We start from the raw sequence: 13,462 nt of genomic DNA on the forward strand, positions 1-13,462 counted from the left end.
GGTTCAATCCACCAGCTTGACGAGCTGCTTGCCGAAATTGCGGCCCTTGAGCAGCCCCAAAAACGCCTCGGGTGCCGACTCGATGCCGTGCGCCACGGTCTCGCGCGGGCGGAAACGCCCGCTGCCGACCAGCTCGCCCAGCTCCGCCAGCGCCTGCGGCCACACCTCCATGTGTTCGCTGACGATGAAGCCCTCGATGCGCATGCGGTTGATGAGGATCAGCGACGGGTTGAGCATCGGCAGCGGCTGGCCGTCGTAGCCGGCGATCATGCCGCACAGCGCCACGCGCGAGAACGCATTCGCGCGCAGCATCACCGCATCCAGCACGGTGCCGCCGACGTTTTCGAAGTGACCATCGATGCCGTTCGGACAGGCGGCCTTCAGCGCACGCGCCAGCGCGCCCAGATCGCGGTGCTCCCTGTAGTCGATGCAGTCGTCAAAGCCCAGCTCGTCGCGCACATAGGCGCATTTGTCGGGCCCGCCGGCGATGCCGACCACGCGGCAGCCGCGCTGCTTGGCCAGCACGCCAACCGCGCTGCCGACGGCCCCGCTGGCCGCACTGACGGTCACCGTCTGGCCCGGCTTGGGGTCGATGATCTTGACCAGCCCATACCAGGCCGTCACCCCCGGCATCCCCACCGCGCCCAGGTAATGGCTGGGCGGCACGCGCGAGACGTCCACCTTGCGCAGCAGCCCCGGCTGTTCGGCATCGACCACGCTGTACTGCTGCCAGCCGCCCATGCCGACGACCCAGTCACCGGGCGCATAGCGCGGGTGGCGGCTGTCCACCACCTGGCCGACGGTGCCGCCGATCATCACTTCGTTCAGCGGCTGGGGCGCGGCGTAGCTTTTGCCCTCGTTCATGCGACCACGCATGTACGGATCCAAGCTCAGATAGTGGTGACGCACCAGCACCTGGCCCTCGGCCAGCGCGGGGGTTTGCGTCTCCACCAGGCGGAAGTTGTCGACGGTGGCCTCGCCCTGGGGGCGGCTGACCAAAAGGATCTGCTTGTTCAGCGGCATGGAACACGACTCCAAAAAAAGCTGCGGGCTGGCCGCGGTCAGTCGGTAGGGACGACGCCCGCCTCAGTCGCGGGGCCGTTCAGATCGCGCACGTCCCGCCCCGGGGCGGGCAAACGGCGCACGTAGCGAAAGGTGCCGGTGGCGTGGGCGCACAGGCGTCGCGCCGCGTCGCGGATCTCGCCATCGGTGAAGGCCATCGTCGCCGTGCGGTGCAACAGCCGCGCGCGAGCCACCAGCGGCCCCTGCGCCGCCTGCATGGAGCTGGTTTTCATCTCGATGGTCACGACCCCCATGTCGCGCTGCACGCTGCGCGCGGCGTGCGCCATCACCACGTCGAGCAGCGTCATGCTCGCCCCGCCGTGCACCACGTCGAACGAGTTCAGGTGCTCGGCACTGGGGTCGAAGGCGATTTCCGCCTCGCCCTCCGCCCAGCGCCGCAGCCGAAAACCCAGCAGCTCGACGAAGGGGATGCGGACGCTGAACGGCAGGTCAGCCGCCGGTGACGACACTGACGCCCCCATCCACGGCCAGCCACTGCCCGGTGATGTGTTTGCCCGCGTCGGACGCGAACAGCACCACCGTGCCCTTGAGGTCCTCGTCGTCGCCCAGGCGCTGCAGCGGCGCGTGCGAGGCCAGGCGCTCCTCGCCCATGGCCTGCAGTGTCCCGCGGGTCATTTTGCTGGGGAAGAAGCCCGGGCAGATGGCGTTGACGCGGATGCCGTAGCGCCCCCACTCCGCCGCCAGCGCGCGGGTGAAGTTGACCACCGCGCCTTTGGAGGTGTTGTAAGCAATGGTCTTCATGTCCGGCGGGTTGCCGCCCAAGCCGGCGATCGAGGCGACGTTGACGATGCTGCCGCGGCGGCGCGGGATCATGCTGTGCTTGCCCACGTACTGGCTGAGGATGAAGTAGCCGCGGATGTTCAGGTTCATCACCTTGTCCCAGGCCTCCAGGGGATGCTCCTCGGCCGGCGCGCCCCAGGCGGCGCCCGCGTTGTTGACCAAGATGTCGATGTCACCCAGGCGCTGCAGCGTCTCGGCGGCCAGCCGATGGATGTCGTCCTCGCGGGCACAGTCGGCGGCGATCCAGCGCGCATCGATGCCTTGCGACTGGAGTTGGGCCGTGGCCTCCTCCAGCTCGTCGGCCTTGCGGGCGGTCAGCATCACCTTGGCGCCGGCCTCACCCAGCGCCTGCGCCAGTTGCAGGCCCAGGCCGCGCGAGCCGCCGGTGACGAGGGCCGTGCGGCCACTCAGGTCGAACAATTGCGCAATCGTGCGGGTCATGTCGGGGTCTCCTCGGGGTGTTTGGATTCGGAAGGGCAAACGCTCAAACGGTCCAACGATCAAAAGGCGTCTTCGGGCATCTCGGCGCAGGTCAGATCGCGCTCGCGCACGACCTGCAGCCACGCCGCGGTCTTGGGCAGTTCGTAATGAAAGAAATACCGGCAGGCCTGCAGGCGACCGCGGTTGGCGGCATCTTCCCGGCCGGCGGCGACCAGCGCCACATCCAGCCAGATCCAGGCAAGCACGGTGTGGCCAAAGGCCTGCAGATACGGCACCGCATTGGCCAGGGCCGGCACCGGGTCGCCATCCGCCCAGGCCGCCTGCGTGGCGGCACGGACCGCGTCCCAGGCGCCGTGCAGGGCATCCGCATGCGCGGCCAGGGCCGGCACCCCACGAGCGCGCCCGACGGTGGCGGCCATGCGCGCACCCAGCAACTGCATGCCCCGCCCCTCGTCCATCAGCACCTTGCGGCCCAGCAGGTCCAGCGCCTGGATGCCGTGCGTGCCTTCGTGAATCATGTTGAGGCGGTTGTCGCGCCAGTACTGCTCGACGGGAAAGTCGCGTGTATAGCCGTAGCCGCCGTGCACCTGGATGGCCAGACTGTTGGCCTCCAGGCACCATTCGCTGGGCCAGCTCTTGGCAATCGGGGTCAGCACCTCCAGCAGCAGGCGTGCCTCGTCGGCCGCTGCGGCGTCGCCGGTGTGCTGCTCGTCCACCAGGCGCGCGCAATACAGCTCCAGCGCCAACGCGCCTTCGCAGTAGGCCTTCTGGGCCAGCAGCATGCGCTTGACGTCGGCGTGCTCGATGATGCGCACGGGCGGCTGCGCCGGGTCTTTGCCCGCCGGGCCGATCGGGCGCCCCTGCGGGCGGTTGCGTGCGTAGTCCAGACTCGCCAGATAACCGGCCATGCCGAGCATGGTGGCGGCCATCCCGACCCCGATGCGCGCCTCGTTCATCATGTGGAACATGTAGCGCAGGCCCTGCCCCGGCTCGCCGACGCGGTAGCCGATGGCACCGGCGCCCCGACCGTCCAAGCCCGGGGCACGCACCGGGTAGCGGCCTTCGCCAAAATTGAGCAGGGTGTTGGTCGTGCCACGCCAGCCGCATTTGTGGTTCAGACCGGCCAGGGCCACGTCGTTGCGCTCGCCAGTCAACCGGCCCTCCGCATCCACCAGCTTCTTGGGCACGATGAACAGCGAAATCCCCTTCACCCCCGGCGGCAGCCGGCCGTCGGGGCCGGGGATCTTGGCCAGCACCAGATGGACGATGTTCTCGGTCAGCTCGTGCTCGCCGGCCGAAATCCACATCTTGTTGCCGCGCAGCCGGTAGCGCGGCCCCAGCGGGTCGGCCTCGTAATCATCGCCGTCGGGCACCGCCCGCGTGGCGATGTCGCTGAGGCTGGAGCCGGCTTGCGGCTCGCTCAGGCACATGGTGCCGGAAAAGCGCCCGGCAAACTCGTGCAGCGCGAAGGCGCGGCGCTGCGCGTCGGTCCCGTGCGCCATCAGCAGATTGGCGTTGCCCACCGTCAGCATGCCGGCCCCGATGCTGACCGAGGCCGCCGCGAAGAACGCATTGCCCGCCGCCTCCACCGTGTAGGGCAGTTGCATGCCGCCGATGGCGTAGTCCTGCGCGGCACTGAGCATGCCGCTGTCGGCGTAGGCCTTCCACGCCTCGTGCGTGGCGGCCGGCAGAATCACCCGCTCGCCGTCGAAGCGGGGCTCCTCCGTATCCACCAGCCGGTTGAAGGGCGCGTATTTTTCGCGCGCGATGCGCTCGCAGGTGTCGAGCACCGCGTCGAACGTCTCGCGCGAGTGGTCGGCGAAGCGCTCCCGAGTGGCGAGGGTCTGCGCCTGCAGCCACTCGTACAACAAAAAGTCGATGGCTGCGCGCAGCCCCTGGGCCATCACAGCACCTCGAACACGCCGGCTGCGCCCATGCCGCCGCCGATACACATGGTCACACAGACGCGCTTGGCGCCGCGGCGTTTGCCCTCGATGAGCGCGTGGCCGGTCAGGCGCTGCCCCGACACCCCGTACGGGTGGCCGATGGCGATGGCACCGCCGTTGACGTTGAGGCGATCGGCCGGAATGCCCAGGCGATCGCGGCAGTACAGCACCTGCACCGCGAAGGCCTCGTTGAGCTCCCACAGATCGATGTCGCCCACCGTCAGGCCCAGCCGGTCCAGCACCTTGGGTACGGCAAAAACGGGGCCGATGCCCATTTCGTCCGGCTCACAACCGGCCACCGCAAAGCCGAGGAAGCGCCCGAGCGGCTGCAGCCCCTTGCGCTCGGCCACCTTCTCGTCCATCACCACGCAGGCGCCCGCCCCGTCGGAAAACTGGCTGGCGTTGCCCGCCGCCACCACACCGCCCGGCAAGGCCGGCTTGATGTTGGCGATGGCTTCCACGGTCGTGCCCTCGCGCAGCCCCTCGTCGCGGGAGACGGTGACCTCGCGCGTGATCAGGCCGCGCTGCTTGTCGTACACCCCCGCGGTGACGGTGATGGGCACAATCTCGTCGTCGAACTTGCCCGCGGCGGCGGCGGCGCACGCCCTTTGCTGGCTGGCCGCGCCGTATTCATCCATCTGCTCGCGCGTGATGCCGTAGCGTTTGGCCACCTGCTCGGCCGTCTGCAGCATGGTCCAGTAGATCTCGGGCTTGCGGGCCGCCAGCGCGGGATCGAACAGCATGTGCTTGTTCATCTCGTTTTGCACGCACGAGATGCTCTCCACCCCGCCGGCCACGTAAATCTCGCCCTCGCCCGCGATGATGCGCTGCGCGGCCAGGGCGATGGTCTGCAGCCCGGAGGAGCAGAACCGGTTGACCGTGAGGCCCGAGACGCTGACCGGGCAGCCTGCGGCCAGCGCGATCTGGCGCGCGATGTTCATGCCCGTGGCGCCCTCGGGGTTGGCGCAGCCCATGATGACGTCCTCGACCTCGGCGGCGTCGAGGCGCGCGCGCTCGATGGCGGCGCGCACCACGTGTCCGCCCAAGGTGGCCCCATGGGTCATGTTGAAGGAGCCTTTCCAGCTCTTGGCCAGCGGCGTGCGGGCGGTCGAAACGATGACGGCGTTGCTCATGTTCGGTTCTCCGGAAATATCGGCCAGCGTCAGACGGCGGCAAAACCCTTGCCTTCGGCAACCAGGCGGACGATCAGCGGCGCGGGCTGCCAGAAAGCAGCATCGTCGTGCGGGTTTTTGGCAAAGCGCTTCATCGCCTGCATCACGTTGAACAGGCCGAACTGCTCGGCGTAGTGCATCGGCCCGCCGCGCCAGGCCGGAAAACCGTAGCCGGTCAGGTACACCATGTCGATGTCGCTGGCGCGCGCGGCGATTTTTTCCTCCAGGATGTGCGCGCCCTCGTTGACCAGCGCAAACACCAGCCGCTGCACGATCTCCTCGTCGCTGATCTTGCGCGGGGTGATGCCCAGCTCCTTGCGGTAGTCCTCGATCATTTGGTTGACGACCGGGCTGGGGATGGCGTCGCGCTTGCCCGGCTGGTAGTCGTACCAGCCCGCGCCGGTTTTCTGGCCGAAGCGGCCCATCTCGCACAGCCGGTCGGCTATCTTGCTGTAGCGCAGGTGGGGCTTTTCCACATAGCGGCGCTTGCGGATGTACCAGCCCACGTCGTTGCCGGCCAGGTCACCCATGCGGAACGGACCCATCGCAAAGCCAAACTTCTCGATCGCGCGGTCCACCTGCTCGGGCGTGCAGCCCTCCTCCAGCAAAAAGCCGGCCTGCCGGCTGTACTGCTCGATCATGCGGTTGCCGATGAAGCCATCGCACACGCCGCTGACGACGCAGGTCTTTTTGATCTTTTTGCCCAGGGCCATGACGGTGGCCAGCACATCCTTCGCGGTGGCCGCCCCACGCACCACCTCCAGCAGCTTCATGACGTTGGCCGGGCTGAAGAAGTGCGTGCCGATCACGTCCTGCGGCCGCCGGGTGAAGGCGGCGATCTTGTTGACGTCCAGCGTCGAGGTGTTGGTGGCCAGGATCGCGCCCGGCTTCATCACCGCGTCGAGCCGCTCGAACACCTGGCGCTTGACCTCCAGGTCCTCGAACACCGCCTCGATGACGATGTCGGCATCGCGGATGTCGTCGTACGACAGCGTGGTGCGCAGCAGGCCCAGGCGCTGCTCGGCCTGCTCGGGCTTGAGCTTGCCCTTCTTGATCTGCCCTTCGTACACCGAGCGGATGTGGGCCACGCCGCGGTCGAGCGCTTCCTGCTTGGTCTCCAGTATCGTTACCGGCAGCCCGATGTTCAGGAAGTTGATCGAAATGCCGCTGCCCATGGTGCCCGCCCCGATCACGGCGACCTGACGGATCTCGCGCAGCGGCGTGTCCTCGGGCACGTCGGCAATCTTGCTGGCGGCACGCTCGGCGACGAACAGGTGGCGCAGCGCCATGCACACCGGGGTGTTCATCAGGTTGACGAAGATCTCGCGCTCATACGCCAGCCCATCGTCGAACCGTTTGGTCGTGGCCGCCTGCACGGCGTCGATGCACTTGAGCGGCGCCGGGTAGTGCTTGGCCTGCGCACCGACCATGTTGCGCGCGAACTGGAAATAGGCGTCGCCCTGCGGATGCCGGCACGGCAGGTGGCGCACCAGCGGCAGCGGCGCGCCGGCGGCATGCTGCGCCGCCACCTCGCGCGCCAGCGCCAGCGCCTCGTCCAGCAGCGACGCCGCCGAGGTCGCCATGCGGTCGAACAGCTTCTGCCCCGGCAGGCTCGCCAGCAGCTCGCTCGCCACCGGCTCGCCGCTGACGATCATGTTGAGCGCCGCCTCCACCCCAATGACGCGCGGCAGGCGCTGCGTGCCGCCCGCGCCGGGGATCAGGCCGAGCTTCACCTCCGGCAGCGCCACCTTGGTGCCGGGCGCGGCGATGCGGTAGTGCGCCCCCAGCGCCAGCTCCAGCCCGCCGCCCATACAGACGGTGTGGATGGCGGCCACGACCGGCTTGGCCGAGTGCTCGAGCGCAAGGATCACGCTCAGCAGGTTCGGATCCTGGTAGGCCTTGGGTGAACCAAACTCTTTGATGTCCGCCCCGCCCGAGAAGGCCTTGCCGGCCCCGGTCAGCACGATGGCGCGCACGGCGGTGTCCTCGTTCGCCCGGTCCAGCCCCTGGGCGATGGCCTGGCGGGTGGACAAGCCCAGCCCGTTGACGGGCGGGTTGTCCAGGGTGATGACGGCCACGTCGCCGTGGACCTGGTAATGAGCGGTCATGGTGCCTCCTCGAAAGCGATGACGGACAAAACTGAACGGTCGTTCGGTTTTGAAGAAATTCTAGGTCGACAGCGGTTCGTCGCCCACCGCCGGGTGTCGCGCGTTTGTCTGCCGGCGGCGGGCTTAGCCCACCTCCAGCCACTCCTTGCGCACGTAGGGGTTGGCCTTGAGCTCCTCCGGCGTGCCGTCGAAGACGATGCTGCCGTGCCCCATGACCAGTGCCCGATCCGAAATCTGCAGGGCGATCGTCAACTTCTGCTCGATCAGCAGCACCGACACCCCCTTGGCCTTGAGCGTGCGCAGGTACTCGGCGACCAGCTCGACGATCTTGGGCGCCAGCCCTTCGGTGGGTTCGTCGATGATGATCAGGTCCGGATCCCCCATCAGCGTGCGGCAAAGGGTGAGCATCTGCTGCTCGCCGCCGGACATCACCCCCGCCTCGGTGTGCTGACGCTCCTTGAGGCGTGGGAACATCGCGTACATGTCGTCGAAGCTCCAGCGACCGCCCTTGCCAGCACGCTTCTGCCCGAGCATCAGGTTTTGGTGCACGGTCAGTTTGGGGAAGATGTCGCGGCTCTCGGGCACGTAGCCGATGCCCAGGTGGGCCACTTCGTAGGGCTTGAGGCCGGTGATGCGCTGGCCCTTCCAGCGGATGTCACCCTCGGCGTCGGCCAGGCCCATGATGGCCTTGGCCGTGGTCGAGCGGCCCGAGCCGTTGCGCCCCAGCAGCGCCACGATCTCGCCGGGCGCCACCTTGAAATGCACACCGTGGAGCACGTGACTCTTGCCGTAGAAGGCGTGGAGGTTGTCGATTTCGAGCATGGTGAGGCAAATGGGGTTGCGTCGCCGCGTCGCGGCTCAGTGCGCGGCCTCGGCGGCCTGCTGCTCGGCCAGCACCGAGCCCAGGTACGCCTCCTGCACGCGCGGATTGTTCTTGACCGCCTCGGGCGTGTCGAAGGCGATCACCTCGCCATACACCACGACGGCGATGCGGTCGGCCAAGCCGAACACGACGCCCATGTCGTGTTCCACGGTCAGCAGCGTCTTGCCCACCGTCACCTCGCGGATGAGCTCGATGAAGCGCTTCGTCTCGCTCTTGCTCATACCCGCGGTGGGCTCGTCGAGCAGGATCACGTTGGCGCCACCGGCGATGGTGATGCCGATCTCCAGCGCGCGCTGCTCGGCGTAGGTCAGGTTCATCGCCAGGGTGTCGCGCCTTTTGTGCAGCCCGATGCGGTCCAGCAGTTCCTCGGCGCGCTCGTTGACATCGTCCAGGTCGGCCAGAAACTTCAGAAAGGTGTAGCGGTAGCCCAGGCTCCACAGCACTCCGCAGCGCAGGTTCTCGAAGACGCTGAGCTTGGGGAAGATGTTGGTGATCTGAAAGCTCCGACTCAGCCCCAGTCGATTGATCTGAAATGGCTTTTTGCCGTCGATGCGCTGGCCGTTGAGCAGAATCTCGCCGCTGGAGGGTTCGAAGCGCCCGCTGATCAGGTTGAACAGCGTGGACTTGCCGGCGCCGTTGGGCCCGATGACGGCGACGCGCTCGCCGGCGCGCACCGCCAGGTTGGCGCCGCGGATGATTTCGGTCTTGCCAAAGCGCTTCCAGACGTCGCGCAGTTCCAGCGCGGGGGTGTCCGAGGGGTTGGGGGTGGTGTGCATGTCAGGCCATCTCCCGCCGTTTGATTTCCTTTTCGATGTCGATCTGGATCGCGCTCCAGTGCTCGCGGAAGCGCCGGCGCGTCACCTCGAACAGGCCGATGCCGGTCAACATCACGAACACCGAGCCAAACCAGCTCTCGACCGCACGGGTGTCGAGCGTCGCGCCCAGGTACTGCACCTCGGGGCCGATCGCCGCATTGAGCTGCAGGTGGTACACCATCTCGATGACGCCGCCCGCCCCCAGCAGGGCCACCAACCCCGTCACGGCCAGGGCCAGGTAGCTGACCCACAGCTCGCGCAGCCGGCCGAACGCCGCCACCCGCAGGTTCATCATGATCAGGCCGGCGATGCCACCCGGCGCATACATCACCATGAACAGGAACACCAGCCCCAGGTACAGCAGCCACGCCTTCGTCAGCTCGGACAGCAGCACGAGCGCCAGCACCATCAGCACACCGCCGATGATGGGCCCGAAGAAGAACGTCGCCCCGCCCAGAAAGGTGAACAGCAGGTAGGCGCCCGAGCGCAACGGCCCGACCACCTCGGCCGTGACGATCTCGAACTGGATCGCGCCCAGCCCGCCCGCGATGCCGGCGAAAAATCCCGAAATCATGAACGCCAGATAGCGCACGACCTGGGTGTTGTAGCCGACGAACTCCACCCGCTCCGGGTTGTCGCGCACGGCATTCAGAATGCGCCCGAGCGGCGTGCGGGTGAAGGCGTACATGGCCGCCACGCAGACGAAGGTGTAGAGGGCGATCAGGTAGTACACCTGCACCGCTGGACCGAAGGTGATGCCCAGCACCGGGTCGCCGACCACGCGGTTGGCGCTGATGCCCGCCTCGCCGCCGAAGAAGTCCGAAAACATCAGCGACAGCGCGAACACCAGCTCGCCGACACCGAGCGTGATCATGGCAAACGGGGTGCCCGACTTCTTGGTGGTGACGTAGCCAAACAGGATGGCGAAGAAAAAGCCCGCCACGCCCCCAATCAGCGGTATCAGCGACACCGGCACCGCCAATGTCCCCGCGGACACCTTGAGCAGCGTGTGGATGGCCACGTACGAGCCCAGCCCGCTGTAGACCGCGTGGCCGAAGCTGAGCATGCCGCCCTGGCCGAGCAGCAGGTTGTACGACAGGCAGGCGATGATGGCGATGCCCATCTGCGCCAGCATGCTGATCGACAGGTTGCTGGTGAACACCTGCGGCGCCAGCAGCAGCACCAGCGCGAACAGCGTCCAGATGATCCAGCGCCCGACGTTGTAGGGCTTGAACTGGTAATAAGCCTTGCTCATGGTTCTCGTCTCGCAGGGATCAGTGGTCGCGCGTGCCCAGCAACCCCTTGGGGCGGAAAATCAGAATCAGCACGAGGAACAGGTAGGGCAGCACCGGCGCCACCTGCGACAGGGTCAGCCGCAGGAAATCCTTGTTGCGCATCGATTCCGACAAGGCCAGGCCCAGCCCCTCCAGCAGCGATCCGATCGAGTGGTCCATCGCCACCGCGAAGGTCTGGATCACGCCGATCAGCAGGGACGCGAGAAAAGCCCCGGGCAGCGACCCCAGACCGCCGATCACCACCACCGCGAACACCAGTGAACCCAGCGTTGCCGCCATGGCCGGCTCCGTCACGAAGGTGCTGCCACCGATCACGCCGGCCAGACCCGCCAGCCCCGTGCCGGCCCCGAACACCATCATGAACACGCGCGGCACGTTGTGCCCCAGCGCCTCCACCATATGGGGGTGACTCAGCGCCGCCTGGATGACCAGCCCCACGCGGGTGCGGGTGATGAGCAGCCACAGGCCCACCAGCATCAACACCGCCACCAGCATCATGAACGCCCGCGTGGCCGGAAACGGCGTGCACACCGCGTCTTGGCACAACTCTGCCGCCGCACGGCCCCAGGTGAATGCCATCGTGTCCTGCGGGGTGTGGATCAGGGTGAACGCCGGCCCTTGCAGCAGCTCCGGCGGGCGGAAGTTGACCGCCGTGCGGCCCCAGACGAGCTGCACCAGCTCCAACACCACATACGACAGGCCAAAGGTGATCAACAGCTCGGGCACATGGCCAAATTTGTGGACCTTGCGCAGGCTGTACTTCTCGAACAGCGCCCCAGCCACCCCGACCAGCACGGGGGCGATCAGCAGCGCCGGCCAGAAACCGACGATGCCGGACAGGGCATAGGCGACATACGCCCCCAGCATGTAGAAGCTCGCATGGGCGAAGTTGAGCACCCCCATCATGGAGAAGATGAGGGTCAGCCCGGAGCTGAGCATGAACAGCAACAGCCCGTAGCTCACACCGTTGAGCAGCGAGACGATGACGAATTCCATGGCAGGGGCGTCACGCGAAAGGGTCGAGGAACACCGACGGCGGGCAAAAACCCGCCCCACCCGGGCACGACCGACCAGTCGGCGCGCCCGGATCGTCGAGACGGCGGGGAAAGGTGGTGTACGGACCGGAGGGCGATGCCCCCCGCCCGCATCAGTTGGGCCGCTGCATGGCGCAGCTGGTGGGCGTGCTGGACACGTAGGACGGGAATTCACGCACCAAGGCAAACGTCATGCCGGTGTTTTCCACGTTGTAGGTGAATTTGTTGTCCGTCTTTTGCCAGCGCGACAGGTACAGCGGCTGCTGCAGTTGGTGGTCGGTCTTGCGCATCTCGACCTCACCGTTGTAGCTGGTGAACTTCAGTCCCTCCAGCTCCTTGGCGACCTTGACCGGATCCGTGGACTTGGCCCGGGCCATCGCCTCGCTGAGCGCACGGTAGATGTGGATGACCGAGCCCGTGTAGAAATCGGCGTTGAACTTCTTCTGGAACTCGTTTTGCCACTGCGAGTACTCGCCGCCCATGTGGTAGTGGTTGTACGAGATCTGATACACCTTGCCCGCGGCGGACTGCCCCAGCGCCGTGGGCGTGCCGGTGACACCCGCGTAGTAGGTGTAGAACTTGCCGTTGTAGCCCCCCTCGACCGCGGCCTTGACCAGCAGCGCCAGGTCCGAGCCCCAGTTGCCGGTGATCACCGCGTCGGCGCCCGAGGCCTTGATTTTGGCGATGTAGGGCGCGAAGTCGCGCACCTGCGCCAGCGGGTGCAGGTCCTCGCCGACCACCTGGATATCGGGCCGCTTGCTCGCCAGCAGTTCCTTCGCGTACTTGGCCACCTGATGGCCGTGCGAATAGTTCTGGTTGAGCAGATAGACCTTCTTGACGCTGGTTTCGTCCTTCATGAAGGTGGTCAGCGCCTCCATCTTCATCGAGGTGTCGGCGTCGAAGCGGAAGTGCCAGTAGTTGCACTTGCTGTTGGTGAAGTCCGGATCGACCGCCGAGTGGTTCAGGACGACGACCTCTTTGCCCGGATTGCGCGCATTGTGGCGCGCCACCGCTTCGATCAGCGCACCGGCCACCGACGAGCCATTGCCCTGCGTGATGTAGCGGATGCCCTGGTCGATGGCCGATTGCAGCGCCGTCAGGCTCTCGGCGGGGCTGAGCTTGTTGTCGAACGGCACCACCTCCCACTTGACGCCGGCGGGGTTGTGCTTGTTGGGGCCGCTGAACTTTTCGGCAAAGAACTGAAAGCTCTTGACCTGGTTGGAGCCCACCGGCGCCATCAGGCCCGACAGCGGGTCGATCCAGGCGATCTTGACGGTCTGCCCCGCCAGCGGGGCGTTCGAGGCGGCGGACGCCTGCTCACGTTTGGCCTGACGCGCATTTTGCGCTTGCGCCACGCTGGTCAGCGCCAGGCCGACCATGGCGGCCACCGCGAGGGTTTTGAATGCGAACTTCATGCGCTTGTCTCCTTTTATGGGTGGTGGAACGGAATCGAGCTTAGCCGTCTGTTGCGGTGCAGCGATCAGGGAAACCCCGCAGAGTTATCACCTTGGCGACTGTCATTGGGGTGACACTTTTTCGTCGTGGCGCGGCAAGCGACTCAAAGCCCCGGCAGGCGGTAGTCGGCCAGCATCTCGCGCAGCTTGACCTTTTGCATCTTGCCGGTGGCGCCCAGCGGGATCGCATCGACGAACACCACGTCGTCGGGGATCTGCCACTTGGCGAGCTTGCCTTCGTAAAACGCCAGCAGCTCCTCGCGCGTGACCTCGGCACCGGGTTTTTTGACCACGACGACGATCGGGCGTTCGTCCCACTTGGGGGGCGGAGTCAATAATCAAGTGCAACACCCCTGATCTGCCTTGTACCCGACCCTGCCGCCGACCCATGGGAACCCGCTACCAGCACTTGAGCGCCGAAGAGCGCGCCACCATCATGATCATGCTGCAG

Annotated in this window: 11 protein-coding genes and 1 pseudogene; all 12 read right to left on the reverse strand. The window is 66.7% G+C overall.

The features are described 5' to 3' along the window. Positions 1-3: 3 nt before the first annotated feature. Positions 4-1,023 carry an NADP-dependent oxidoreductase gene (locus Tfont_RS01090; RefSeq protein ID WP_143968130.1) on the reverse strand — a complete coding sequence of 340 codons (1,020 nt, stop codon included), beginning with the start codon at positions 1,021-1,023 and terminating at the stop codon, positions 4-6. Between the two features lie 38 nt (positions 1,024-1,061). Beyond that, on the reverse strand, positions 1,062-1,532 hold the full coding sequence (locus Tfont_RS01095) for a PaaI family thioesterase (protein WP_260682219.1): 471 nt from the start codon (positions 1,530-1,532) through the stop codon (positions 1,062-1,064). Then, entirely contained in the window at positions 1,513-2,304 is a 792-nt protein-coding gene (locus Tfont_RS01100; protein WP_068606391.1) for an SDR family oxidoreductase, read from the reverse strand. The genes Tfont_RS01095 and Tfont_RS01100 overlap by 20 nt, the downstream gene beginning before the upstream one ends. Before the next feature lie 59 nt (positions 2,305-2,363). Beyond that, entirely contained in the window at positions 2,364-4,208 is a 1,845-nt protein-coding gene (locus tag Tfont_RS01105; RefSeq protein ID WP_143968132.1) for an acyl-CoA dehydrogenase, read from the reverse strand. Then, positions 4,208-5,383 carry an acetyl-CoA C-acyltransferase gene (locus Tfont_RS01110; RefSeq protein WP_143968133.1) on the reverse strand — a complete coding sequence of 392 codons (1,176 nt, stop codon included), beginning with the start codon at positions 5,381-5,383 and terminating at the stop codon, positions 4,208-4,210. Before Tfont_RS01110 ends, Tfont_RS01105 begins: the two co-directional genes overlap by 1 nt. 29 nt (positions 5,384-5,412) lie before the next feature. After that, positions 5,413-7,530 (reverse strand): 3-hydroxyacyl-CoA dehydrogenase NAD-binding domain-containing protein, encoded by a 2,118-nt coding sequence (locus Tfont_RS01115; protein ID WP_143968134.1) that lies wholly within the window; start codon positions 7,528-7,530, stop codon positions 5,413-5,415. Between the two features lie 123 nt (positions 7,531-7,653). Further along, positions 7,654-8,352 (reverse strand): ABC transporter ATP-binding protein, encoded by a 699-nt coding sequence (locus tag Tfont_RS01120; RefSeq protein ID WP_068606399.1) that lies wholly within the window; start codon positions 8,350-8,352, stop codon positions 7,654-7,656. A 36-nt stretch (positions 8,353-8,388) separates the two neighbouring features. Further along, positions 8,389-9,189, reverse strand: coding sequence for an ABC transporter ATP-binding protein (locus Tfont_RS01125; protein ID WP_068606402.1), 801 nt, complete (start codon positions 9,187-9,189; stop codon positions 8,389-8,391). A gap of 1 nt (position 9,190) precedes the next feature. Further along, positions 9,191-10,483 carry a branched-chain amino acid ABC transporter permease gene (locus Tfont_RS01130; RefSeq protein WP_143968135.1) on the reverse strand — a complete coding sequence of 431 codons (1,293 nt, stop codon included), beginning with the start codon at positions 10,481-10,483 and terminating at the stop codon, positions 9,191-9,193. Between the two features lie 19 nt (positions 10,484-10,502). Further along, positions 10,503-11,519, reverse strand: a complete 1,017-nt coding sequence (locus Tfont_RS01135) for a branched-chain amino acid ABC transporter permease (protein ID WP_068606406.1) — start codon at positions 11,517-11,519, stop codon at positions 10,503-10,505. Positions 11,520-11,670: 151 nt separating this feature from the next. Then, positions 11,671-12,972, reverse strand: coding sequence for a branched-chain amino acid ABC transporter substrate-binding protein (locus Tfont_RS01140; protein ID WP_260682220.1), 1,302 nt, complete (start codon positions 12,970-12,972; stop codon positions 11,671-11,673). A 143-nt stretch (positions 12,973-13,115) separates the two neighbouring features. Then, positions 13,116-13,340, reverse strand: a pseudogene (locus tag Tfont_RS01145) (AMP-binding enzyme); the annotation flags it as partial. Positions 13,341-13,462 lie beyond the last annotated feature (122 nt).

This window comes from Tepidimonas fonticaldi, assembly GCF_007556755.1.
GTDB lineage: Bacteria > Pseudomonadota > Gammaproteobacteria > Burkholderiales > Burkholderiaceae_C > Tepidimonas > Tepidimonas fonticaldi.